General features: G+C 33.4%; 24 protein-coding genes. 1 reads left to right on the top strand and 23 read right to left on the bottom strand.

Features of this window, described 5'->3' with window-relative positions:
• The 3 genes from H527_RS0114455 to H527_RS0114440 form a co-directional block, all read right to left on the bottom strand.
• A partial coding sequence (locus H527_RS0114455; RefSeq protein ID WP_027413369.1) for a tyrosine-type recombinase/integrase occupies nucleotides 1-563 on the bottom strand: 563 nt, incomplete at its 3' end.
• Nucleotides 564-603: 40 nt separating this feature from the next.
• Nucleotides 604-2808 (bottom strand): CHC2 zinc finger domain-containing protein, encoded by a 2205-nt coding sequence (locus tag H527_RS23190; protein ID WP_051316781.1) that lies wholly within the window; start codon nucleotides 2806-2808, stop codon nucleotides 604-606.
• A gap of 4 nt (nucleotides 2809-2812) precedes the next feature.
• Nucleotides 2813-2995 (bottom strand): SymE family type I addiction module toxin, encoded by a 183-nt coding sequence (locus tag H527_RS0114440; RefSeq protein ID WP_027413368.1) that lies wholly within the window; start codon nucleotides 2993-2995, stop codon nucleotides 2813-2815.
• Between the two features lie 168 nt (nucleotides 2996-3163).
• Between H527_RS0114440 and H527_RS0114435 the strand changes: the two genes are divergently transcribed.
• Entirely contained in the window at nucleotides 3164-3493 is a 330-nt protein-coding gene (locus H527_RS0114435; RefSeq protein WP_027413367.1) for a helix-turn-helix domain-containing protein, read from the top strand.
• Nucleotides 3494-3544: 51 nt separating this feature from the next.
• Here H527_RS0114435 and H527_RS0114430 read toward each other — a convergent pair whose 3' ends face one another.
• The 20 genes from H527_RS0114430 to H527_RS0114335 form a co-directional block, all read right to left on the bottom strand.
• Complete coding sequence (locus H527_RS0114430) at nucleotides 3545-3766, bottom strand: hypothetical protein (RefSeq protein WP_027413366.1); 222 nt, start codon at nucleotides 3764-3766, stop codon at nucleotides 3545-3547.
• A 161-nt stretch (nucleotides 3767-3927) separates the two neighbouring features.
• Nucleotides 3928-4434, bottom strand: coding sequence for an Imm26 family immunity protein (locus tag H527_RS0114425; RefSeq protein ID WP_027413365.1), 507 nt, complete (start codon nucleotides 4432-4434; stop codon nucleotides 3928-3930).
• A gap of 6 nt (nucleotides 4435-4440) precedes the next feature.
• Nucleotides 4441-8673, bottom strand: a complete 4233-nt coding sequence (locus H527_RS22205; protein ID WP_051316780.1) for an RHS repeat-associated core domain-containing protein — start codon at nucleotides 8671-8673, stop codon at nucleotides 4441-4443.
• Nucleotides 8674-8685: 12 nt separating this feature from the next.
• On the bottom strand, nucleotides 8686-10041 hold the full coding sequence (locus tag H527_RS0114415; RefSeq protein WP_027413364.1) for a hypothetical protein: 1356 nt from the start codon (nucleotides 10039-10041) through the stop codon (nucleotides 8686-8688).
• An 8-nt stretch (nucleotides 10042-10049) separates the two neighbouring features.
• Nucleotides 10050-11780, bottom strand: a complete 1731-nt coding sequence (locus H527_RS0114410) for a type VI secretion system Vgr family protein (RefSeq protein ID WP_027413363.1) — start codon at nucleotides 11778-11780, stop codon at nucleotides 10050-10052.
• Nucleotides 11781-11926: 146 nt separating this feature from the next.
• Nucleotides 11927-12640, bottom strand: a complete 714-nt coding sequence (locus tag H527_RS0114405; RefSeq protein ID WP_027413362.1) for a hypothetical protein — start codon at nucleotides 12638-12640, stop codon at nucleotides 11927-11929.
• Nucleotides 12641-12647: 7 nt separating this feature from the next.
• The gene (locus tag H527_RS0114400) at nucleotides 12648-12929 is read right to left on the bottom strand and encodes a hypothetical protein (RefSeq protein ID WP_155837907.1); all 282 of its coding nucleotides are present in this window, start codon (nucleotides 12927-12929) and stop codon (nucleotides 12648-12650) included.
• 162 nt (nucleotides 12930-13091) lie between these two features.
• On the bottom strand, nucleotides 13092-13751 hold the full coding sequence (locus tag H527_RS0114395; protein ID WP_027413360.1) for a hypothetical protein: 660 nt from the start codon (nucleotides 13749-13751) through the stop codon (nucleotides 13092-13094).
• Between the two features lie 352 nt (nucleotides 13752-14103).
• On the bottom strand, nucleotides 14104-14502 hold the full coding sequence (gene tssD, locus H527_RS0114390; protein ID WP_027413359.1) for a type VI secretion system tube protein TssD: 399 nt from the start codon (nucleotides 14500-14502) through the stop codon (nucleotides 14104-14106).
• Nucleotides 14503-14808: 306 nt separating this feature from the next.
• Nucleotides 14809-15579, bottom strand: coding sequence for a DUF5457 domain-containing protein (locus H527_RS0114385; RefSeq protein ID WP_027413358.1), 771 nt, complete (start codon nucleotides 15577-15579; stop codon nucleotides 14809-14811).
• 3 nt (nucleotides 15580-15582) lie between these two features.
• Nucleotides 15583-17988, bottom strand: coding sequence for a type VI secretion system protein TssR domain-containing protein (gene tssR / locus H527_RS0114380; protein WP_027413357.1), 2406 nt, complete (start codon nucleotides 17986-17988; stop codon nucleotides 15583-15585).
• On the bottom strand, nucleotides 17985-18926 hold the full coding sequence (locus H527_RS0114375) for a PKD domain-containing protein (RefSeq protein ID WP_027413356.1): 942 nt from the start codon (nucleotides 18924-18926) through the stop codon (nucleotides 17985-17987). Before H527_RS0114375 ends, tssR begins: the two co-directional genes overlap by 4 nt.
• A gap of 5 nt (nucleotides 18927-18931) precedes the next feature.
• A complete protein-coding gene (gene tssO, locus H527_RS0114370; protein WP_035088247.1) occupies nucleotides 18932-19387 on the bottom strand; it encodes a type VI secretion system TssO in 456 nt (151 codons plus the stop codon).
• Nucleotides 19388-19433: 46 nt separating this feature from the next.
• Nucleotides 19434-19934 (bottom strand): hypothetical protein, encoded by a 501-nt coding sequence (locus tag H527_RS0114365; RefSeq protein WP_027413354.1) that lies wholly within the window; start codon nucleotides 19932-19934, stop codon nucleotides 19434-19436.
• A 64-nt stretch (nucleotides 19935-19998) separates the two neighbouring features.
• Nucleotides 19999-21150 (bottom strand): hypothetical protein, encoded by a 1152-nt coding sequence (locus H527_RS0114360; protein ID WP_027413353.1) that lies wholly within the window; start codon nucleotides 21148-21150, stop codon nucleotides 19999-20001.
• Nucleotides 21151-21414: 264 nt separating this feature from the next.
• A complete protein-coding gene (locus tag H527_RS0114355) occupies nucleotides 21415-22017 on the bottom strand; it encodes a toxin-antitoxin system YwqK family antitoxin (RefSeq protein WP_155837906.1) in 603 nt (200 codons plus the stop codon).
• Nucleotides 22018-22081: 64 nt separating this feature from the next.
• A complete protein-coding gene (locus H527_RS22200) occupies nucleotides 22082-22645 on the bottom strand; it encodes a hypothetical protein (protein WP_051316778.1) in 564 nt (187 codons plus the stop codon).
• Nucleotides 22646-22726: 81 nt separating this feature from the next.
• Nucleotides 22727-23422, bottom strand: a complete 696-nt coding sequence (locus H527_RS0114345; protein ID WP_027413351.1) for a hypothetical protein — start codon at nucleotides 23420-23422, stop codon at nucleotides 22727-22729.
• Between the two features lie 2 nt (nucleotides 23423-23424).
• Complete coding sequence (gene tssD / locus H527_RS0114340) at nucleotides 23425-25551, bottom strand: type VI secretion system tube protein TssD (RefSeq protein WP_027413350.1); 2127 nt, start codon at nucleotides 25549-25551, stop codon at nucleotides 23425-23427.
• Nucleotide 25552: 1 nt separating this feature from the next.
• Entirely contained in the window at nucleotides 25553-26449 is an 897-nt protein-coding gene (locus H527_RS0114335) for a TssN family type VI secretion system protein (RefSeq protein ID WP_027413349.1), read from the bottom strand.
• Nucleotides 26450-26456: the final 7 nt, after the last annotated feature.

The following is a 26456-nucleotide window of genomic DNA, read 5'->3' as shown; positions in this document are numbered from 1 at the left end:
GGATATAAAACTCCTCTAGAAGTAGAAATACAATATTGGAAAAATAATAAAAAAGTGGCTTGAGAAAATAGTCCCAAATTTAGTAGGTAGTCCAGTACATCTTCTATATTAATTTGCTCTAGTTCTTTGGCTCGTAATCCACAACCATAGCATAAATGTAACAGCAGGGTTTGTTTGCCTTTCTTTGCTACTTTATATAGTTGTTTTACTTCTTGTTGGTTTATAATCTCCCTGGTATTCTTAGCTTGTTTTATAAGTTGTAAATCATAAAAATTAAAAGGGTTTTTACTAATAATTTGTTCTCTTTCTAAGTAGATAAAAAATTGAGATACATTATGATAGTAATGCTTTATGGTATTACTGTGTAGTTCTTTTTTTTGTAAATAAATACAATAAAACTCAAGGGCTGTTTCGGTGATTTCCTGATAAGGTTTTTGGGTAATGGTTTTGAAGTTTATCAGGTTTCTTATTTTAGTAAATACCGTTTGTGGGGTATACCCTAAAGTGTCTAATTCTTGCTTATACGATGTAATTAACTGTCTGTCGGTTGACTCTTTTTCCATATTTCCGAACGCTAAGGTTAAATTACTGTTTATTAATGCTTTATTCTATTCTGGTGTTCGTTTGGCGTTCGGTTGGTGTTCGCTGGTGTTCGGTGGCGTTCGCAGGCATAGTCTCTTTTAGTATTTTTAACTGGTTCTTAAAATGCTTTTTTAGATCTTTTTTTATAGTGGTAATACTGTCTTCAAAGCCTATCTTATATTTAAATCCCCGATTACTAAAACCAAATTGCTGCAAGTATTCTAACTGTACTAATTGGTTTAAGTGGTATTGCAATTGGGTTTTCTTTAAGCCGGTAACTGCCATGGCTTCAAAACGGGTAAACGGATTGTTTTTAAAAGCTTTAAAAAGGGTTTCGTAAAATACGCGTTGTGTCCCTTCTAATTCATCTATTTTTAAAATAATACTATCAAACAAAATTTCTATTGCCTGTTCTATATCTTCTATCTCCGTATAAATGGCTCCGTTTTTTAAAGTTCTTTGTTTTTGATTAATAAAGGTGATTTGCTTGATAATACTTTGGAACATTTCGTTTAAACGCCTTTTTTTATGTACGCTATTGGGTAATTCCAGTTGTGTTGCGTATGGGTTTATTACGGGTATATTTTGTAGATCCCGTATGATTTGTTGTAATTCTTCTACCGCTTTGTGTTCGCTGTGGCTACTTATTTCTCCTGCGTAGCGTTTGTTTTGATAGTCTATTATTTTACTGCTTTGTGCTGCAGATTCGTCTACGGCCAGTAAAAAACTACGGTTCATATTATCTTCATAAATAGCACCTTTTGTAGTGGCACTCATACTGCTAAATATACCTTTGACTATTTTAGTGGTGCTCTTTATGTTTCCTTTTTTGTCTTTTATGCTCACCCCGCTACTTACCTGGTGGTTACTGACCAGCTCTCTAAAGGCTAACAAAGCTTCTTCTTTTAAGCCGTCTAAATCTTCGATTACAATGAGTTTACCCACTAGCATATCTTCGCTAAAATTATATAAAGCACTTTCGGTAATCCGTGTAAACCGCAATACATTTTCTCTAGGCATTACATCGGCTATTTTACTGATTAAATGCGTTTTGCCACTCCCGCTACTGCCCTGTACTATGGCGTGCAAGGGTTTATTTGTTTTGTAACTACTGGCGATTATAAATAATAATAATCGGCTGTTTTCTTCCCCTATAATTCCGCTTTGTGCTATGAGGTTATTAATGTAATAGAGTTGGTTTTTTTGTGGTACTTGTTTTGTTTTGGGTGGTGTTGCTTTGGGTTGGGTTTGTGCTATTTTTTTAAGGGATTCGTTTAATAGTATCGTAAATATATTACTGTCTTCGTGGTTGATCCACAGACTATTAATATCCTCGTCTTTTGGGGTATTAATGACACCGATGGTTATATTTGGATAGTCTTTTTGTAACTGGCTTTGTAATTTCGTTGCTGCTGTGCGACCTGCTTCGTCCCCATCAAAAAACAGGACAATGTCCTGCAATAAATTTAAACGATGTATGGCTTCGGCGTGTTCTGGGGTAAATCCGTTAGTGCCATAACACGCTAATACTGCTGTGTGTGTTGGTAATTTAGCATGCAATTCTAAGGTTGCTGCATCAATGATACTTTCGGTTAGGATTAAGTGTTTTGTGGTCGTATCGGGATATGCAGGATATAAACCTTTTCTATTGGAGGTGTAAAAGTGTTTGTTTCTTAATTCATTTTTAAAACTGCGACCATAAAAAGAGACCGTATTATTTTGAGCATCTTGTAATGGAAAAACAATACAGTTTTTTAAGTGTGGGTATTTGTATTGTATTTTGTCGTTTCCATTGCGGTGGTTACTACCTATTGCTTTTAGCTTTATCAATCCTCTGGTTTGCAGGTAAGCTGTTGCATTTCTGCTGCGTGGCAGTTGCTCTTTTAGAATCAGCAATACTTCGGATAAGCCCTCTACAGGTTTTTTTGTTATGGATGGTTGGGTTGCTGCAGGTGGTACTACCATGGCTTTGGCTTTTACAATGGCTTGGTGTTTGGTAACAGACTCTTTGTGCATGATAAAATCTATAACATCGATAGATTTTCCGCTTTTAGCACAGTTGCCAGAAAAACAATACACCGTATTGGTATTGGTATATACCTGCATGCTTGGGGTTTTATCGTCATGAAAAGGACACAAGCATTGCTTGTTTTTTATAAGCTCTACCCCGTAGTATTGTAGCACATCGGTAATTGATAATTGGGCTTTGATCTCTGATATTTCCATAAGGTTAATCTTTCATGAGTTCTATGATCAATACCTCCTTGTCTACCGTGATACGTACTTTATCTTGTGGGCTGAATCCGCAATCTTGTAACCACTTACCACATAGTTTTAAACTAGGATACGCTTTATACTTTTTATCAGCACATTTTCTGTGATCGGATTGTAGCGTGAGTTTTCGGTGTCTCATGAAGTTTTGTGTGTATTAAAAATTGTTGAAAAAAGTGTAATCTGATAAATACCTCACAAATCTAACTCATTTAACGTTTTCAAACAAGAGTTATTGTAATTGTTTTTAACCTATAAGTCGTTTATATTTGTCTTAACCTAGTAAATAGGTGATAAAAACGAGGTATTTATGGCTTTTTCAGAAAGATTGGCGTTTGCCAGAAAACAAAAAAAAATCAAACAGGCTGATTTAGGGAAGATGGTAGGAACATCTGGAGATATTATTGGTAAGTACGAACGTGGAGAAAACACACCATCTATTGATGTAGCTACTAAAATAGCAGATGCACTTGGGGTTACTCTAGATTATCTGGTAAAAGATGGGGAGTATGAGCAGATTGATAAGGAGACTTTAAAACGACTACAAGATATACAGCAATTGACCCCTGAGAATAAGGATCATGTTTTTGCATTGCTTGACGCTTTTTTAAAACAAGTGAAGCTGCAAAGTATTATGTAACAAAAAAACCACAACAGATGTTGTGGTTTTTTTATGGTTATCTAGTATTATCTACACCCCTAGAAACTTAGAGGCTTTACGTAAAGCTTCTAATTGTGCTGCGGTGGGTTGACCTCCAAAATCTTGTTGTGCCTCGTTATATAAACTCCTGCCGTGACCATCTGGGGAGCCTTTGCTGCCCGTGTGTTTTATGTGCGATTTCTCGGCACTTTTACTACCCGCTGCTTCTAACAGCGCCTTGGCTTTGTTGTAATCTCTGTCTTTGATTGGCATATCTTTGGTTTTAAGGTTACTTTATCTTTTATCTTATTGCTTACTCGTAATCGGTACTAGTTACAAACTAGCAATAGCAGGGTACTTTGTTTTTTATACCATGCTTACTCTTTGACGGCACGAGCGAGACGCTCGCGCTAGCAGGGGAATAGCGGGTCATTCTAGGAAGTTACTTCTCCAAACAACTCTTTAATAATACGTTTTTCTAGTTGTGAAGGCATCCATATTTGCCAACGCTCATAATTTTTAGCTTCAGTTTCACTTATTTCAGTTTCTTTACCGTTTTGCCATAGGCTATAATCATCCCCATCTTGTAAAACAATTTTTATGTCCGAATAGTTAGAATCACGTTCTTTATCATAGTTCTCTTGTACATGAACTTTTCTCCATCTTTTGGTAGTTATTGCCATTCCTGTAATTGCGATTGGCTGAAAAAGTCTATTTGAACTAATAATTTTTTCCAAACTTTCATTCAGATCACCAACTAAATCAAAGATTTCGGTTAAGTAACCACTTCCTCTTCTATCTTCTATTATTCTACAAAAAACAAACTCCTTACCTCTATCTGTAAATTTGTTTCTAGCAAAACTTTTGGTGCTTTTTTCATCAGAAAGAAATAATGGTATAGCATATATCTCTCCTTCTTCTAATTTAGATGATTGTCTCATTCTATTTTATCCACATTTAATTTTAGGTTTCCCTTTTCCTTTAGCCTTGTCATATTCAGCTTTAAACTTTTTACCTCTGGCATCAGTTCTGGTTTTATCAAATGAATTTATTTTATTTCCTTTGTTATTTGGTCCAATTTCTTCACCTATTGTTCCTGTTTTGGTTCCATGTTTTTCTATAAGATGTTGTTCATTTCCCCTTGCTTCCGCATAAGTTACATCTTCTAAACCTTTAAAAACTTTCATTTCTCCTGTCTCAGACAATCTACCACTATCCATATGCTGAAATGCTCTTCTTTCAGAGTCATTACTAATACCTATATAGTAAGGTTCTTTTGCCCCTGCTTCAAATAAACCATATACGGAGAATCCTTGTTGACCTAAGGGAGTTAATCCCATAGGGTCAATCAATAAGTTTACATCTTTTGTATATGCATATAAATTGTCGCCACCACTAAGCCCGATCGGGTCTTTGGAGATATACGTCCCCGAGTCTGGGGAGTAATACCTAAACCTGTTATAGGCTAATTCTGTTTCCTCGTCGAAGTATTGTCCTTGGTATAGGAATGGTACAAAACGATTATCCCCCTTCCTTACTTTACCATAAATATCCAGTTCGCGCTCCCAAACTTTTTTACCATTTTCATCAAAAGATAAAATAGGAGTACCCAAATAATCTGATATGATACTAAAGATACCGTCTTCTGTAATTTTGGCCGAAGGAACAAATGTGCCTTCATCAAATACCCAAGTAATTAGGTTTGTTGTAGGTTCTTCTTTATCATAACTTAACCTACCTAAATCGTCTGCTATTACTTTTGGTCTATCTTCAAGAGCATACCTAAATTCATGTAAAAGAACGTTGCCGTCGTAAATATAACGATTTATTTCTTTTTTATAATGGTTTATTTTTGCGGTACGCCTGCCCAAAGCATCATATTCAAAACTTGTAACTTTGCCTCTAGGATCTTTTACACTTTTTAGCATGCCATTGGCTTGCCATGTGTAAAACCATTCGCCATGTTGCCAGTGGGTTAATGGTGTTTTTGGGTTTAGATCGGGTTCTGATTCCTCGTCGTCTGTATACCCAAAAACTCTATCTATCCATGTGGTTTTTATAGACGCTGCTTTTTCTTTTTCTTTTTTAAAGTCTGCTAGTATTTGCTCTTGGTTATTTTTTGTTTTTTTAATAAGGTTACCTTCTTGGTCATATAAATACTGCCAATTTTTATCGTGCTGTAATTGCCCGCCTTTACCGTATTTACGTTCGTCTTTTTCTTTGGTTTTGTATAGGTTCCCCACTTCGTCTGGCAACTTATAATCATAACTATCATCGGCATAATGGGCACTTGCCAAGCTACCAAAGGCATTATAGGTAAACTGGGTATTGTTGTGTGCCGTGGCGTCGAATATTTGTTGTAGCTGGTGATTGGGGTTCCAGGTGTATTGTGTGTTGCGGTAGCTACGTGTTTTGCCATGTACGTGGTGGGTGCGTTGCCTGCCCGCGCGATCATAACTGCGACTAGAGGTTATGCCCCCTGTTACCACTCGTTCTATTTCTTGCCCTAGTGGGTTATATTTTGTTTGCGCTGTGTATGTATTGTTGCCATTTTGTGCCTGGGTATTTACACATTGCCCACTGGCATTGTACTGGTGTTGTATATTGGCGCCAAGACTAGAGGTTAGTGCGGTACGATTACCATTGGCATTGTAGTTGTTCTGTAGGCTGTAGCCTTTTTCGTTGGGCAGGCCTGTGCTTTGTTTTTCTTCTACAATGCGCCCTATAGCATCGCGTTCTAAGCTTACAGCACTATTGGGATTACGGGCTTCTATAAGTTGCCCATTTTTGTTATATGAAAAGGTTTCCCAAGTGCCATCGCTGTATTCTGCACGTGTTATTTGCCCCAAGGCATTGTATTCGTACTCCGTAAACTGGTTGTTGGGTCGTTCTACTTTTATTACTTTGCCTGCACGATCCCGTCTATAGGTGCGTTGTAGGGCATCGAATCCCTTTTCGGTAATTATTTCGCCATTTTTATTACGGGTAAAGCTATAGGTTTCGTCATGTTCATTCTTAATGGTTTTTAACTGTTCCATTTTATCATAGCCAAAAAATACTTTTGCGCCGTTTTCTTCGCGCATTTGTAAGCTACCAAGTGGCGTGTAGGCAAAATCTATTTTGGTTTTGTTGTTAAAAGCCTGTATAACTTCGTTATAGGCATTGTACTTTAATTCTGTTTCGTGATCCCCATTATTTGCTACACGGGTTACACGCCCTAAGGCATCGTAAACAAAACTTTGTTGTATTCTACCATTAACACTTATATTTGAAACTTGCCCTAAGTGGTTATATACCCAATTAGTAGTATTGTTGTCCTGATCTTTAAAACTGTCTAAATTGTACTGTGTATTGTATGTTAGATAACTTTTTTTGGTATTGTTTTTTACTTCGCTTACTAATTGGCTGCTATTGTAGGTAAAGGCTGTAATACTATTATCGGGTTCTACAATGCTATTTACTAAGTGTGGAGTTTCTTTTTTATAGGTATAATTACGTTTATTGCCTTCAGGATCTATCGTAATCAATAATCGTCCAGCATCATTATACATGTATTGCGATGCAGATCCGTCTGGGTACACTACACTTGTTTGGTTGCCTTGCTCATCATAGGTATACCCGGTTACATTACCTTCTTGGTCTATCTCGCGATACAGTTCCATATACTCTGTATACTCCATATATTCGCTATCACCCTCTCCATTTTTAATTTCGGTAACTAAACCTTCTGGAGTATAGTAGTAATAGGTTACAATGCCATTGGCATCGGTAATTTTGTTATAGCCTTCTTGGGTATGGTATTCCATATAGCCTTCTTGCCAGCCATTATCACCCCAAGTGTGTATACATTTTGCTGCGGTACCTTTGCCTTCATACTCCCAATAAAAGGCTTGTCCGTTACGGTCTATTTTTTTAACCATAAGATGGTCTTGGTACTCCATTATGGTTTGCTGCTCTAGCGCATCTGCAATACCAATCATATTGCCCAAAGCATCATATTGATACGCTACCATAAGTTGTTTGTCTTCTTTCTTTTTTAAATAGATATTACTTACAAAACCTTGTGGTGTATATTCTAAGGTTAATTCTCTATTAGAGGCATCAATAATTTGAGTTAGCCTATTGTTTTTAAAAATAAACTGGGTTTTAAAACCTCGTAAGTCTTCTATTTTAGTAAGCTTATACAGGGTTTGGTTATCTTGTGTTGTTTTATACTCAAAATGGGAGTACAACTCTTCGGTATGCGAATAGGCTACAAAATCTCCTTTGGGAGTTCTGGTAAGGGTTGTTTTTTCTTGTCGCATATATATAGAATCGCCACGTTCTAAAAAGGGAAATGCCAACATTCTGCCATCCTCAAACCGAAGCCCTACAGCATCTTGATCTGGAAAAAGCTCTACAGCACGATCGTACTTACAATGTACCCCATGCCCAAGTATGCCTACATAATCTGAATCTGAATCCCATACACGTTCCCATGCAAATGGAATAGGACTTGGGAGTTCAAAATCGACTCCTTCATAGGTGACAGCTCCTGTAACTAGATTAATAGGTTCAAAACCTAATTTACACAACCAACTGCTCATTTTATTCGAGCCATTGCCTATTTTTTTGGCTAGTTTATTTAAGAGTCTTCCTGCATATCGCATTATAGCTCCAAAACCAAAACTCATAGCTAAGCCCATAGCCATTCCTAATAAATCTGGACTATAAGGTGGTGCAACATTTACGGGTTTACCAGACGGGATTGGTAAAGAGTAAGATGTAGGCGCAAATATGGTAGGAACCAGTTTCCAGAATTTCTTTTTGCCTGGTGATAAAGATAATGGTATACCTATATCGTTACAACTCATTACCATATGCCCTTTGGGACTTAAGCGTGTGCCATCTGCTTTTACGGTTTCACTGGAAAAAAAGTTCATACTCTCATGCCCAATTATTGGAGCTGCAGCAAAAGCACCTACTATGGGAATATGAAATAGTGTTACCAATACCCCACTAGTATCTGAGACTCCTCTTTTTGCTCCATTAACATGCACTGTAGCGCCTATAAACGGAACATAATCCATAGGATCCAGAATAGCCGCTATAAAGGGTTGAAATGGATTAAAAGGTGGTACTACCGTAAAGTGTACATCTAATCCTATAACTGGTGTAAAATGATTGTCTGCTAATAACATAATTGTTGGGTATTATGATGCTAATTCTTTGTTTTTTATTTGCTTCCTTAAACTGGCGAACTGGGTTTCCCAAGTATCTCCAAACAAAAGCGTCATGCGAGTATCTATGGTTTTTAATTCTTCTTTTAGATCAGGGGTTTCCTTTTCTTCTCTCAGCAATTTTACATAATGAAATGCGATATAAGCAAACTCGGTTATTTTTAAAAGACTATCTTCTATAGCATAGCCGTATTTGAAAGCTATAGGAATAGTGTCTTTTACCTCGCTGATCATGCTACTCTGTTCGGCAAGTAAAAACGCATTTTTATAGGCAGTAATTGCAACAATGCTTTCTTCATTCTCTCTTGCTAGCGTGGCTTGTTTTATAAACCACTCTAGACCTTCTTCTTTTTTGTTAATAAAACTATAATAAGCAGCTTTATAACTGTATAATTGTAGCGTAACACCAAGTAGTGCTTTGTCTTCTGGTTGTTTTTTTCCTATTTGTATGCCTTTGTCTAATAAATTAGTAATACGCTCTGTATCTTTAAAACCAAATAAATACCCTGCATAGATTAGATGCGCAGATGCCCAAAAGGGCAAATCGGTTGTTTGTTTTGTTATATGTAATCCTTTTTCTCCCCATTTAATAAGGTTGTCTTGATTGTTTTTTGATGCGGCTTCTCCCATTTTCACCATACATTTTCTAAAAGCAACTTGCGGATCATTGGGATTGCCCTGGGTCATTAATTTGGTATATGCCCCTTGTATATCCTGGTTTTTCAACCTTATTGTTTGTTTCTCAAAAAACGCTTCTTCATTAGTAAAGACAGATTCGAAAAAATTGTTTTTTTTATAATCCGTAACTACAAAACCAATATTCTCAGGAAGTTGTTCTATAAGAGTACAAATCCATGAACATAAAGCGGCATGATCTGTTATCTTTCTTGGGTTTACACCAATATATAGAGGAGCGCTTTTTCCTTCGTAAGCTTTAAATTTGGTTAACAGTTCTACCAGAAAAAGATTTGCCAATACATTATTTTCAGGGTCTAATAATTCAAAATCCCTATCTAACGACTGATAATCTACCCATTGCAATTCTGGATGTTTTTCGCTTTCTGTTTTGTAAACCGCTAGCCAATCTTTTGCTAAAGCATAAGAAAAAGAAGTTTCAGATTCAAAATCAGTAAACATAACTACCAGTGTTTCTTCTATTTTACCGTAGGGTGACGATTCTAATTTATAAAATCCATTTACTAATGGCACATCGGGTTCATCAACCAACCATCGTATAAACCGTGCTTTAGGTTTTAATAATCGCTGTTGCATCCAAAAACTTTGTAGGTAATTAATACGTTGCGCTATAGGATTGTGCTCATTATTCATAAAAAAATCTAATTTAAATTCACAATTAGGCCTTTTACATTGGTTGGTCCGTCACCCACAATATCCATTGTTTTTGTAGCTTTAATTTCTGTAGTATCAGAACTTGTAGATATTTTTGGTGATTGTATCTCTACCAGAGTGTCACTTGTTTCTTTAATACTTTCTGTTCCTACAATAGTAACTTCTTTACTTTCTATATGCACTTTATCTTCTCCTAAAATATTAATTTCTTTAGAGTTCATTGTTATACTTTTAGGAGCTGATATGGTTATCGTTTCGTCTCCATTAAGAGTAACAATATTACCACTAGGATCACTTATTGTTATTTTCCCTTTTCCTTCGGCATCATCAAAAGTGATTGTGCTTCCTGTGCGAGTGGTAATGCTTTTTATTTTATTACCGTCTAATCCTCCTATTCCTGTAGTGCCACTAAACAAGCTACCCATTACAAACGGGCGGTTTGGATCGTTGTATCGAAATCCTATCATTACCTGATCGTCTACTTCTGGTATATGCACAAATCCTCTGTTAGTCCCGACATCATCACTTTTTCCTGCATCTGGAGTCATCACTCGTATCCATGAGGTTTTCATCGCTCCTGTTTGCCATTGAAACTGTACTTGTACTCTTCCTTTTTTCTTAGGATCTTCATTAGATAATACTGTTGCTATCTGCGGTTGTGCTATCGGAAACTCTACTCCTGGTTCTGGTAAAACCTCTACTCCAGACGAGATTGCCCGAAATTGGTTGGTATACTCGTAAGATCCTGTGGCATTATGGCTAATTTGTGTGATTATGTATTCGCCATAATTTTTTATATCAAACTCTCCTTTATCATATCGTGCAGAAGTTACTTTAATTACCGATCCTACGGTAAGTCCTTGCAAGTGACTAGTTGCACTAAGAACGTTTGCATCTGCTACGGCACTGGATTGCTTATTTTTAAGAACATTATCTATCTCGCTCTTATCTTTTACTCTTGCTACAGAAAATCCATTAGGCTCGATGGTAAAAAGTTGTTTGGAGCTATCTAAAGCAAAGGCTCCTAACTCGTTTAATCCTGCTACGTTCCCTTTGGTTTTGGATTCATTTTTTTTATCATCCAATGCATTATATGAAAAGTTAGTATAGTTATTTGCTTTGGCTTGTATAGATATACTTACGGTATTTATATCTTTTCCGTACTCTATTGGTATTGCTGCTTCTAAATCTGGTTTCCCAAAAACAAGTTTTACGCCATCATAATACAGCCACTCATTGTATTGCTTAGCCAATCGTTGTATAAACTGAAAATGACTTTCTTGATATTGCGCCTGATACTCTATCGGCGTGGTAAACACAGGAGATACAGCTGCTTGTACACCGCCAGCATCAACCGTATCGTTAACAATAGTAGAAAGATCTTTTTCTAGCCAGGACTGCATGTGGAGTCCTCCTTCTAATTTAATGGTATTAGAATAACCACTAACAATAAGCTTACTATTAAATCCATTATCGTGCATAAGTTGCACATTAGTAATCACTCCCAGAAATTCTTTTTCATCAAAATTGATTACTACTGGTTTTCCCAGCCAATCTTTTGATTTATCCAGTGTATGTGTTCCTATGGATTCAATAGTATCATAATCCAGAGTAATTTCAAAATCATGATGTTCGTTTATTTGCTGATTAAGAGATACATTCTCAAAGTTAACAAGAAATTCTCCATCTATACTTACTTTTGTTTTTGGCTCTATCATACTATTGTTATTTACATCAAAAAAATTATTTTTTTTATAGTTCTAAAAGTGTAATAGCACTACTAAACTCTTAGTTATTATACCTCTAAATGGGTATTGCTTTTAAGCTGCTCCCAAAAGATTTTTGACACCTATTTTACCAGGTGTTATTCATAAAACTGAATCGTTTGGTACTCTCCTGACGGTTTTATGACGTTAATTATTTCTTGCTTTATACGTTGCATTTCCTTAGCTGTAACTTGATAATCTAATGCAAATACTAAATATATTGTATTGTCCTGATGTACCCATATCCAATTTATTGTTTTAAAATAAATCTCTACTTCTTCATATTTTTTTAAACTCTCGAAACAGGATTTTGCTTTTTGTAGGTCTTTAAAATCCCATTGCTCTACAGATATATAACTTGATCCTTTATTATCTTCTGGAACTATGTACGAATAGTGAACAGAGGACACTTCTAAAAAATCTTTGTTTTTAAAATCTCTGGCTAATGTTTTTAAAAAACTCTTTTCTTTACGCTTCTCTATACTCTCTTCTAACTCCTTAGAAGTACTTTCAAAAGGATATTCTACAAATTGGGCTTGTATTTTTTTTGTGATTACAGAAATTTTTTCATTTTTATCTTGGGGTTCTTCCTTTGATAAAAAAACACGAAAAACCCTAATAGAGTCTTGCTCTTTTATAACTGTTTTTTCTTGAACAATCCTTTTTTGATTAACGACTTGTTCCTGTATTTTATCAGGTTGAGTTTCTTTTTTACAGCTTATACACAAAAAACATAATACACCAACACTAACTTTCTTAAAGTCAATACCTTTTGTTTTTGGTTTATTAAAAAGGTTTGTTGCTAATATCATTTATATATTATTCTAAAAAGAGTAGAGATATATTATTTACATCTAATGGTTTCCAGTTTTTGCCATTATACTCAGAATCATTAACATAAAAATCTACGGAAACACTTTTGATTTTTTGATTATCAAAATCGTTATAATGTATTTTATTTCCAGATTCATCTAATATAAATAACGTGAATGAGAAATCATTCTCTTTACTTGCTTCTCTTAATTGTTTAATCACCTTTACTTCTTCATCAATAGTCTTACTATTTACCAGCTGTTCCCAAGTATTTTTAATGGTGTCCATATTTTTATTTTTGCTATCACATGAGAATAAAACAATAAACATTACCAAACCAATGTATTTAGGCTGTATAAACATATATTTAGATTTTATTGCTACTAGAAAAAAGATTTTGTTACCACAAATAATTCTTCTTTAATTTATATTTTTCAGCATTATAAACTTTCATTTTATGCCTTTTTGTTTTATTATATTATTTAGCCATTTTAGATACACTACATCATGTCGTGCAAAAATGGTTTCTCCTCTATTCATAATCGAATTATAAACTTTTTCATGAGGTGTTCCTACTTTGTATTCGTCAGGCAAGCCTAACATATGTCCAAACTCATGCACAAGTCCTCTTTGCTTTACACCATAGCCTTTGTTAGCAAAGTTACCATCTTCACTATCTAACTTAACGGATCCTGAAATAGGATTAACCGAACTGGTACTAAATCCTCCTTTTTGGATTTTTTCTACAGTAATTTCCCAATGCTCAGAAATACTCCAGCCTCCTGACCAGGTATCAAATCTTATGTCTATTGTTATTTTTTTTCCTTTAGATAGGGATTTTAATATTCGTTTTCCTCCCCATTTTTGATTGATTTTCTTTTTAAAATCTTCTATAAATAAGGTCTCTTCTTGTGTAGTCCATTTTAATGAAGGAGACTCTTCAAATAAAAATTGCAACTTCATAAAAAGTACTAAGATGTAGTTACCGTTTACTTCTTCTACCAGATATAAATCATAAGCATCATTTACACCTCTTCCAAACCATCCTAAAGAACCAGATGTATAATCGGTTTCTTTAGCTATTAATTTTTCTCCAGGTTTTAATTTCATAAATGACATGTTTTTTTAAAGAAACGTAAGTGTAAAAAATCTACGCTTTGATTTTGCACAAAACAAAGTACCTCTAGCATTTCAGTACTAAAAATTTATTCTCGATAGCTCTGTTAAACTTCCCAAAGTATAGTTTTTCTCCATTTTGATATGGAAAACCACTCGAATTGACGGTTTTTATGGTACATACCCAAATATTAATCCAACTCGGGTTATTAGCATAGCTACCATATGTTATACAATTTATCGTACACGTTTATATATACAAACATGCTTTTTGTAAAACTATATGGTTATCAAAAAAACAAGTAAAAAAAGCAAGCCAAATAATTTGACTTGCTCTTGTACTAAATTATGAATTTGCCCAACGGTTAATATGCTCTGCATTACCTATGGTAATTTTCTCCGCTGATAATGTAAAGTTAATAGTCATTGGCTCTTCACCATTAACGTTTAAAGACTCCTTGTAATATACGATATACGCATTTACAATCTCAGCAGTTTTCAATTTTGTATCTTCATCAGTTTTCTTAAAAGTAATAGTTGCGTCTACAGCCTTAAACTGGCTGTTTAACATAGCCTCGATAATAGAAGTATCTGATGTAGATTCGACTGTAACATTTATTCTACCACCATATACGTTGGAGGATACTTTACCTTTTTTGTCTGTATCTCTACTGAATATGTATTCTACATCCAATACATCACATTCTATTTCTCCTATTTTTATTGATGCTCTAAATGATCCCATAATGTTTTTTTTTTAATAATTAATTAATAATTGATTTTGGTTATTTTGCACGTATAGCGACTAGTATTGTATAGATACAAAACAGACCTGATTTTCTATGCCAATAGAAAATTTTCTCAACTAAAAATAAACGTGCTTTTCTGGAAGAAACTTCCGAGTGAATACTCATTGAAAGACCCTAATAGATCTATGATCAGACAAGTATGACATTTATTTTACAAGAAAGAAGAAGATTCTAAATTGTCATTTGTTACATCAAATATACAGAAATAGTTTGTATAAAAAAAATATTTCTACTTAAAATATTTAAATTTTACCTTTAAAAAAAGTAAAGATAATAATTAACAAAAAGATGCTGTTACAGAGTATTATTTTATGTAAAATACCATTCGTATACGTAATGTTTTCGTTTATGTTTTTATCTAGTTGTTGCTGTATTATATTTAATCTGGATTGTTGCTGTTTTTGCAAGCTATCGGTAATCTTATATAATCTGGCTATTTCTTGCTCTACATTGGTATTATTACTATTTTGCCTGGAAAATAAATAGGATATGTCTTCTATTTTTTTTTGTATATTTTCTTCTTTATTATTAGGCAAAAACAACTTTTTTGCAGGCGTTTGTGTATCTACGATAGTATTAGGAGTTGTTAGCTTTGTAGATATTTCATAATCCCTATCCATCTTAGTATATAAATAAGTTATAACACATAATGGTAATAGCCCAACAAAAAAGAGTATTTTGCTTCTTATGTTTTTGATTTTTTTCTTAGATGGTTTTATGTAGTAGGTTTCTTTTCCTGTTTCAATCCCCTCTTCTTCCTCTTCTTCTTCGTATTTAGCTTTTTGGTCTAAAAACTCATACCTATCCAAACTGTATTTATCCAGATATATTTGTGCTCTTTTTTCTCTAACCAACCAATCTAATACCTCTCTCACATATCGTTCTGTAATTTCGGGATTATCAATTTTCCATAAAACATCTCCTGCAGTTAACCCAATTGGTTTTTCTCTATCTGCATTATACATTATTTTTAAGATAACGTCGTGTATAGGTAAATCTGTGGATGTACTCATTTTTTAAAGAATATGATGATCTGAAATAAAATAATATTGCTTTTTACTACCATCTGTATACATTTTTGTATTCTTTTTGGATAGTATTTCTTCTAACACTTCTGTTTTTTCTCTTAGTTCTTTGACTATTTTAGTAAAAGCAGCATGCGAGGTTCTTCGTTTTCTTTTTATATGTTTGATCTTAGTTTTAAGTAAAAAATCATTTTTTACTGGAATTCCTGTTTTTGTAAAAATTAAATCTGCCAGATAATCTTTTCTCCTTAACGTTCTCCTTAAAAGTTCTTTATTAATATTTCTACTATTTTTTCTATACATACGATATAATCGTCGTCGTTCTTTTCTCTTTACCTCTTTTGAGAATAATGGGACTAAGGATTTATAACTATCTATTGCAATTTCTAATTCTTCTTTACTTAACAAATACCCAGTAATGGCATCTGGATTATCTTGTGGACTATACTTTTTGTTTTTATAATATTTTTCATACATATAATTTCTGGGTAACATCCCTAAGCTATTAGAATAGGTGGTGTCTCTCAAAATCATTTCTTTTATTTTTTCTCCCGACTTACTTCTTAAGAACCCTAGTTTTTTTGCATGGTATTCTAAAGAGCCCGTAAACGTTGCATTAAACCGTATAGTTGTACTTAGTACAGAATCCAATGCTTTATCAAAGGATGTAGCAGATAATGTTTTATTAATTTTAGGAAAAACAACTCCTCCTTGGTATGTACTATTATCGGGAGCATCGTATACATAAATATTATCTACTGATGGTATACTTGTAAAAATATTTTCGTTTTTAATAAGGTCGTTCTCTACAATAAATGCTCTTATAAAACCTGAATGATTTGTACTAACTCTACCTAAAATATCTTTTGCTTGTAAAAGATAATCTTGATGTTGATCATCTACTTTATTCTCTAACTGGTAAAAAATTATTCTAGAGGATGTTTGCCCCAGTTTTCGGGTAATATCTTTGATATTTGGTGGGGTAAAAAACCGTTCTTCTCCGGCTACCATTATAATATTATTGGTAAAACTTTGCTCTGCCATATCTGCTATAGCATACTCAAAACATTGTTCTATCCCTTTTGTGTTTTTTTCGCTTGCAACATAATTTTTTGTATCCAAAAATATATTCTGAAGATAATCTACCCATAAGGAAAAGGATTTGGTTTTTGGTAAGGCATAAAATTTTCCACAACCATAAGAGCTGGCACTAAAACTAAACTCATATCCTTTATATTTTTCTTCGGTAGATAGTAGTACCCATATCCTCTGCAAGGAACTCATAAGCAGAAGCTGCTTTTTCTTAAGCTCCTCTCCACAATCAAAAATAAAATGAAAGTTTACAATTTTATTGTCTGTTTTTATATCTTTTAATTTTCTGATTAATACATCTTCTCCGTCTACATTTATCAGTTTATTATCATAGTGATTCCAAACACTTATTGGTACTGCTACCGTTGTAGAATCTTCTTTTTGTATTGTTTTTTCTTTATGTTTTGAAAGATCATAAATAAATCCTCCTCCTATTTCATTTGCATCAATATAGGTACAGGTTCCTTTCTTTTTTTCAAAAAAAGCTAGTGAATCTACTTGATCTATGGCATATACTTGTTGTTGTCCTATTTGTTTTAATAAAGATTCTGGTATCCAACCTATGGTTCGGGAAAGGGAGTCCTCTGGCTTAAGGTGTGCTAAATTAGAAACTAATGCTGCCTTTTTATTTGGATTGTATTTATATAAAAACACAAACTGATCCAGTATTAGTTTTTTATCGCTTTTTTCTTTAAATAAAGGATCTGTATACACGTATACAGAATCTTCTTTAACATGTTTTTCAATAGTATATAGGGTATTAAGATCATGTACTCCTACTACATATCGCATAGGTTTATAATTATACTCGCTTAATTTTGGATGTGCATAATGTATTACATTATCTTGATGAATCCATCCTATATATGTTGCTTTTTTGGCATCTTTAAAAGTTCTTTTTCCGCTAAATAAAAAGGAAAATAATCCTTTAGGTTTTCCTAGTATCTCAGGTTCTGCTGTTGCTACTTCTAAATAATCATTTTCTTGATCCAGCACATAATATGGAGTTAGTATATTTTGATTCTCTCCTTTTTTTTGTGCATAAGGATCTAAATACACCAAATTTTTGGATCTATCTGAATATACCTTATATACACTTTTGTCTTTTCTTTGTCTTTTTCGTGTTTTTGCGGTTTCTTCTAAATTATACGTATTTCTTTTTACTTTTTCGATTTTGGTATATTTTCTAACCTGTGCTAAAAGCGGTGCTTCCAATACTGATAAAAGGCTTAAAAACATCCCAAAAACAGATATGGTAATAATCTTTGACTGTTGTTTTATATTATGCTGCGAATATTGGATCATTGATTAATTATACTTTGTGTTACTTGTATCTTTTTTAAACAATTAAAGGTATCTATTGCTACTTCGTTAATAATTACCGTTTTTTCACCTTTTCCTTCTAAGTGATGTAATCCTTGACAATAGCTGTATAAATCATTATATCTAGCACCATTGATTACTACGATTACCTCATCTGCATCGTTACAAGTATACCTGTTTTCTATATGCTTTAAGCTTCTGTAGTAATCTCTTTTATTACTAATCGAAGCATCTGCTATGGTTTGCAATCTTATTTTTATATCCTCTTGTGCTAAGGATAAAGAATCTAGATTTCCAGATTCCTCAATAGGTTCAAATAATGGTAGAATCTGTATTCGATGAGTAACTGGATATTTAGAGGTGTTTGTTTTTAATTTTACACTATACATTCCTGGATTTTTATAAACATATACTACTTGCCCCTCATACGCATCTACAGTACCTGTTTCTCCAAACTCCCAAAACCAGGAATCTATACCAGGACCATAGGATGAAAAAACTAACTCCTCTCCTACATACCCTACGTCTACTCCATAGATTCTGGCTATAGAGTCTTTTGCTTTTTTCTTAGGTAACGAGATTACCTCTATATATTTAGATATTTTATACTTAGCATCCACCTCCAGAGTAACCATATACTTTCCTTTTTCGGTATAGGTATAATTAACATCGTGAGCACGCATTATAGTATCTCCGTTGCCCATATACCATATCATATCACGATTTTTATGATCTAAACTATCATTTATTGCAAAGTTTAATTTTTCGTTTATTTCATAATGATAGTTTTCATTAGAGTCGTATATAGAAAAATCCATACTACTTATAGCAGTTTTGTAAGGCATCCATATTGCTATGATAAGTGCTGCGATAATAGCTATGCCAAGTATTATTAATATGACTTTTTTATTAAATCTCATCGGTTTTAAATATTTGCTTTACATTCATTAAGGTTGTCCATAATGATTTTTTTGTTTTTTAGCATAGAACTATGCTCTTCTCTTGTATCAAAATAAATCTGTAATATATTAGCCGATTGAATCCCAAAAAAATATTTTGAATTCATTTTATTTTCTTTGTATACCGATCGAATGCCAAATATTTTTTTATTTATTTCATCCTTTTTTTGCACTTGGTGAATATCGAACTCCATTGCTTTTACTTCTTCATGAATATTTTTTACTTTTTCTGTATATTCATTTTGTTTTTTTATAATAGTTTCATAATTGCTAATCGCTTCCAATAGCTCTCCGTTATCCACTACGGGGATTTTTACTATAAATTTTGTTTGAATAATATAGAGTAAAACAATCGCTAATGTAAATAGGAGTATAAATTTTATTCTTCTCCAGAAGGATTCGCTTAAATTATCTGTCTTCATGTTTCTCGATGTGTTTATTACTTGTTTTTTATAATAAAGGCTTCTGTTATTTTTTTGATTTCCCTCCTTCTGATCTATATTTTTCTCTGCACTTTTCTAGTAATTCTTTATTATACAAATATTCTTCAGATTCGTTTTCATAGTCATCTACTATAGTTTGAATTGCTTTTATCTGTACTAATAATTCGTTGTATAATTGAAATTGATATTCTTCTACAACAGAGTCTGTATTTGCAATTTCGTTTTCGATATCTGTTCTCATATTAGATATTAAACCTTGAAACTGTTTATGCTCTCCTAAAGTTCTTTTTTTATTTTTTAATCTATATAGATATTTAGTGATTTCATCTAACTTAAAAGTTATAGATGCTTGTTTTTCGAAAATTTCATTATATTCTGCGTGCTTTTTTTCTAAAACACCTATTCCTTTTTTTCCTGTATGGATTGCAAACAAGCTACTACAGAACAAAACTGTTAGCGTTATCAAAAAAACTAACAAAAATCGTAATTGAGAAGCTTTTCTTTTTTTATAATTTAAAGGTTTCACAAGTCTATAAGTTTTAATAATTATCTAAGTTCATTTTATACATCACTAGTTTAAGATTATACCACTAATCTATTATAGACCAGGATTTGTTTTTTGGTATAGATTTTATGCTCATACTTTCTTCGCTAATCACAATATTATCTTTTCGTTGTCCTATATACTCCAAATCACTTAATCTTCGCCATAATTTATCCATAACTGCCATAAAATAATCTACCTTATCCAGGGTGGTATTAATATCCTGATGGTTATAGTTCATATCTATTACATCTCCTAATGTAGACTCAAAAACCGATGGTTTTATATCTATCCACTCGTAGTAATATTGTAATAGTTTTTCTTTTTCGGTCTCTTCCATAATGGCTAGTTCGTTAGATAGATAGTTTGCCAAAATAGATGTTTTTTGTGCAATATATACCGGGGGCTGTTCTTCTCCTGTTTGGTTAAACTCAAAAGTATGTTGGGCCACAAAATCCATTACCTTATCACTTAGCAAAAAGGTGTTACGAACCAGTGTATTGCTTTGTTGTTTGTCTCTATTTTTTTTATTGATGATCACTGAATAGTTTCGCAACCTTATTAGTACTTGTGCAATTTTTTTATAAAATTCATGCAATGGTTTGTGATACAAGATTCGGGATACGGGTGGGGTATATTCTTTATCGACAATAAAGCTGCCGTTACGCCAATACACTTTACCTGCTAATAAAAAATACGTATCCAAAAAGCTACTGTTAAATTGGCTTTTGGGTACTATTTTAAGGCTCACTTTTGGCAATACATTTGGGTGGTGCAAGGGTATTACCTCTGGATCTGGTTCTCCTACCGGGATTAGCTCAAATGGATTGATAGTTACCATAATAAAAAACTCTAAGTTGCTATTGGTATCTATATCTTTGGATTCTATCTTTGCTACAGGAGCTTCGCCCCCATACATATCTGTAGAAAATTTTATTTTACATCCTCCTGCGGTAATTGCATTACAACTTTGCAGTGCCAGTACCAATCGCTCTTCGGTATGGGTTTGGGTTTCTATTTCTAAGGCAGACAACATTCCTTGTTCTGCTTGCAACAAGCCATAATCATAGGTATGGATTCTGGTTTGCACGCTATCTCTAATGGTATCTACCGAGTTGAAATAACTTTCTACAAAATGATCTTTGGTTAGTTTTACTCCGTCTGTCCAATTAACCGCATAATGGTTGTTATTTTTCATCTGCTTATATTTTTATGTTTTTCAACTGTGCTATCTAATTTGCTCTTGTTGTTCTATTATTTTACTTAACTCTGCCTAAAATGGTTTTAGGTATTTTGGTTTCTTTACTCGATTTTCAAAACGGATAGTATAAGTACTATTGTGATCTTTAATTTCATGTGCTTATATTATTGTTTTAGAGGTCACATGGAACTCGCCAATAATCATTTTCTGCGTGTATAAAAAATTTTGTTATGCCTTGTTTCATTTTATAACCTTTTATGACTATTCATCTAATGGATACTCTTGGTCAAATTCTTTTATTATTTTTCCTGTAACACCATCAATAAATGCTCTTCTTAAACTGCTCTTGTTTTCTTTCTCCCATGTAATATCCCAACTTGTACCACTTTCATCAGAACCACGTGCAATAATTAGATAATCAGACTCCATATTTATATTTCTTTCTTTTATCCATTCTAATACCTCTTCCCAAGTAAATTTATACGGAGCATCATAGTTGGTTTCTTTTATTAAGTTACCTTGTTCATCGTATTCTTTCATTATGCCCGCTAAAAAGTCATTAGGAAAATCCTCTACAGTAGATTTTAAATTACCATTCTCGTAATATCTATTAATTGTCCTAAAATATGCGCCTTTGGGCTGAATGGTTTCAATATATTCAAATTGTCTTTTTCTTTGATGTACAAAGGTGCTGTCTTTTAAAAAAAACTCATATTCAAGCAAATGATCTTTATGCTTATCAAAAGTGTTTATATCAAAAACTGCCATAGGTTCTTTTTTAGGAAAATCCTGTGCTTTGCAGCTTTGTATGTAAAAAAACATACTTAGTGTTAAAAAGATTACCAATTTCAGTACTGCTTGCATCGTATAGCTTGTTCTAAGTTATTTTTGGTGATTTGATTATCTTTTCCGGTTTTTATAACCCACTTTAAGAACCTTCTTCAAAAAGATCCTTGTCATCAAGAAGTATTTTTCCTGTTTTCCCATCAATACGAATATTATAAATATAAAGCCCTTTCACATAATAGACCCACCACTCTCCTTCATCTTTTCGAATAGTGGTATTATCTGTATCTTTAATATCTACCTCACGTTTTTTTAGTAATTTTAATAAATCTTCCCAAGTATAGTCAAACCCTTTGTCATAATCGGTTTCTTTTATTAGATTACCTTGCTCGTCATATTCTTTTATATATTTAACAAATCTATTTGGAAGTCGTTCTACTAACATTTTCAACTCACCACTTTTATAAAATGATTTATAAATTTCAAAATAGGAGGTTTTCTTTTTTCTAATTTCTTCATATTCATATTCCCACTCTAATTGTCTTACTGTAGTACTGTCTTTAAGAATAAAATTATATTCATTATCTATTTTATGCTTTTCAAAAGTTTCTATATCAAAAACTGCCATAGGTTCTTTTTTAGGAAAATCCTGTGATTTACAGTTTATAACGGATAATATAAGTAGTATTGCGATCTTTAATTTCATTATTTATTAATCTGCTATTTTTAAACTATGCCCACTATTTTTTCTTACTCCTATCCTCATTCGCAATATGCTTGGGTTTAACTATTTTTTTAAATCCTCAAAAGGTTGCCACTCGGTATCTACTCTTGCCCGCTTATATTGCTTGTTTATTTCTTCTCCTGTTTTGCCATCTAAAGTAATTTTAATAACCCCCATAAAAATAGCATCATTGTTTTTTAGTACCAGAGGGACTAATCCATAAGAAATTGTCCATACTATAGGATCCTCTTCTGATAGCTTTGAGGAGTCTGTACGCCATAAAGTTATTGTTACTTTATGGCCTGTTGGGGATTTATCTATTTCTTTAATATTATTTTCTTCCAAATAATTCAAAACATCTTCTAAAGAAAAAGTGAAGTGTTGATCGTAGTTTTTGATTTCAGTTATTTCGCCTTTTTCATCAAACCATTCAAATTTTCCTATATGAAGATCCGAATTATAATACTCTCCTTTTTGTTCTATATTACCAGACTCATTAAATACTTTAGTTATACTATATTTACTGTCTTTTTTTTTCGTTTTCTCAATGTAATATCCATCTCTAAATTCTTGATTTACAGAATCACCTTTAGAATTTAAAAAAGTGTATCTATTAGAAGTTTTATTTTTTTCAAATGTTTTTATGTCAAATGTTTCTATTTCTTGTGCCATATTTGCTGTATCTTTTTGTATATTTTTATGTTGCGCACTACAATAATTTTGTAATAGTAGGAAGCAGACGATGATGGTATTTTTCATGATTATTCGTTTTTTACTTTAGGATTGGTCCATAATACCTGCCATTGCCATTTATAAAACTGGATAACAGGTATTGCCGGAGTGGCAATATCAGAATAGTCCATAATACAATCTGTTTTACCATACTCATAGGTATACGTCCCTAAGTTACTAAAACTATGGTATAATCCCATAGCATGATAGAGCTCGTGAGCCGCAGTAGTATCGGTTAAACCATCACAGTATACAATACAAGTATCTGCCACAATGCCTTCTGCCACCCCATAATGACCAGAATTACACGATTCTCCTATAAAATAAATACGCATATAATCTCGGTATTTGGTTTTGGCAGGGTTTTCTATAGTAGGATTATTGGGGTCATCAAAGAAAAATGCCTGATCCAGTTCGGCATGTACTACAGTGGGGCTAAACGTACCATTAGGAGCATATTTGTTGTTGAAAGTGGTATTTGTTCTCAAATCCATTTTTTCGATTTCAAATTCTGGAATGATCAACGCTTGATTTAAAAAACGTTTTAACATATCTTTTATCGGTTGTTGATTTGGGATGTCTAATCCCATTTTATCATCCGCAGGAATTATTCCAGTAATATTGGTTTGCGCATTTACCAACAATATTTTTGTTTTTTTTCTATTCTTCTTGGCATTGGCATAGGCAGATAATTTGCCTACACTCTTGTCCACAATAGTGCCATCTGCTTGTTTTTCTTCTGCAAACACCTCTATTTTTTGATCCTTGGCATAGGTATGTATGTTTTTTATGGTCAGATTTAACTGATGTGTTCCTGCTACATTTATAGTATTTGGTACTATAAAAGAATCTGTTGTACCATGAGTTTCTATAGTTGCATTAGGTACAGTAATCTCAAAATAGGTGTTATCGTAATTAACCTTTATCCTGTGAGCGGGGTCTTTTACTTCTATATGAAGTGTAAGATCAATAATAGGATCAGGATTTGTTGGGTCATAGTCAGGGTGCGTGTTGGGTATTCTTAATATACTAATCCATGGTGTATAATACTCTTCGGGTTTTCCTGCACTATCTAGTTTCCATGGGATAGTGGTGGGGTTAAAGTCTTTTTTATAAGTATCAAACTCTGTTTGCTCGCTAACAAAAGTAGCTACATTGTTAGCAATTTCTCCATCTGTAGCTAATCTTTTAGCCCCTCCTGGCGGTGTGTAATAATAATGCCCTATTATATTTTTACAACTAGCTGCCAGAGTATCTCCCGTTAACCCAGAATCTCCTATTCTAATCCAATCAAAGCCGTATTTTTCTCCATTCCAATTGGTAATAGGTCTAAAATGTGCCACTAATTTTGGCTTTGGTATGATTTGTAATGTTCCGCTTCTTTTACTTGCTCCATTATGTTCTACCTTGGCAATAAGTTCGTCTATATCTGCGGTTTTAAATTCTTCCCATTGTTCTTTTATTTCAAAAACAGGGAATTCTACCAATCCATCGGTTGCGGTTTTAGAAAAGGTTAATTCTTTTTTGTTTTTCTCGAATTCTAAGCCATCTTTTTTAGTGATGGTAACCTTTACGTCTCCTCCCTTAGTGTTTTTTAACTGGGCTTGTATACTTGCTTTTTTTGCGTATATAATCTCTGTAATGTTTTGTTTATCCTCATCTACCCAATCTACCTGTACAATTTCTGGCTCTATACTTTCTTCTTTTGCTTGGTATGGTAGTTGTTCTATGGATTTTACCCAATTCTCTTGCCAGTGTTTTATATAGGTTTGCCCTCTAAATTGTTGTATCGCTGGGGATATTACTAAATCTATTGTCATTGGGGTTTCTCCCTGGTTAGAAAACGCTTCTTTATATTGTACTAATGCGGCATCGTTAAAACTATAGGTAAACTGTACTGGGGTATCAAAAGAGTCTTTATAAAAAGATAGTTCTCCTGGGATTAGTTTACAGAGTTCTCCTTCTTCACTATGGGTCATCCACCATACCAATACCTCATCGTCATATCCAGATAATAGAGTTAGGTATATAAAGCCTCCCATTGGCTCTTCTCCTGCGCGTCCTGTTTTTGGGTTCATAAAGCGGTGGTATACTACTTCTACATTTTGTACTTCCCACTCGCGACCAAAGACTTTTAATTTTGCTATATATCCCATATTACTCCTCTGTTATTTCTGTATCGCCTTCTTTATTTTTAGAAACACGACGTACATATAGAATTGTTTTATTTTTTATTTTATTTTGGGTTACATCCCCATCAAAATCGAGCATTCTGGTAAAAATGGGCATCGGCAACCACTTATTGGTGTATAATATCCAGCCATAAGGACCATTATCATCTTCTAGCTTGATCACATTGTTAGGAAATCGTATGTTTTGATCGTCTATAAATCGATTAAACCATCTGCCTAGGGTTACATCTTCGGGTAGTTTTACAGAAAAGGAGGCGTAATGTCTTTCCTGCGGGGATCGTTTTATTTTTACGGTTACCTGCATTAGCCTAAAGGTGTCTACATTGTTCCAATATTCCTCATCATTAATCTCGTTATTCACCATCCATAGTTTATAAAACGGACTTGGTATTTTTAAATACATGCTTCTGGAAAACACATAAAATGGTGGCACCAAAAACCATAATATGGTTAGCATTGCCCATAGTTCGTATCCTAGCTTATTTGCCCACGAAAACACAAAATAGTAAATCCACGAGGAGAGTATGATGGCTATAAACAAGGCGAGTATAATCAACCACCTGTTTTCTTTAAATCCTATACTGTTAAAGATCTTACTGGTAGAAAACCAATTAAACAGAAATCCCATACCCAAATAACTACAAATAGAAATGACTAAACCACCCCAGATAAATTCGTATTTAAGAAACCCTAGTAAACTTGGTAGTGCCAGGATTATGGCTAGTAGCAGAATAAAAATGATTAGTTTTTTCATTTTTAGTACTGCTTTTCCTTTTGCTAGAGTATTTAATACTACTACTGCCACAATCATAATTAGTGGCGCTAATAAGTATTTTAGAAAAAAAAGTAATAATACGTTCATTGGTTGT

This window comes from Aquimarina muelleri DSM 19832 (genome assembly GCF_000430665.1).
Classification (GTDB): Bacteria; Bacteroidota; Bacteroidia; order Flavobacteriales; family Flavobacteriaceae; genus Aquimarina; species Aquimarina muelleri.
Note: the sequence above shows the minus strand (reverse complement) of the source record. Positions and strands in the feature narration are given on the sequence as shown.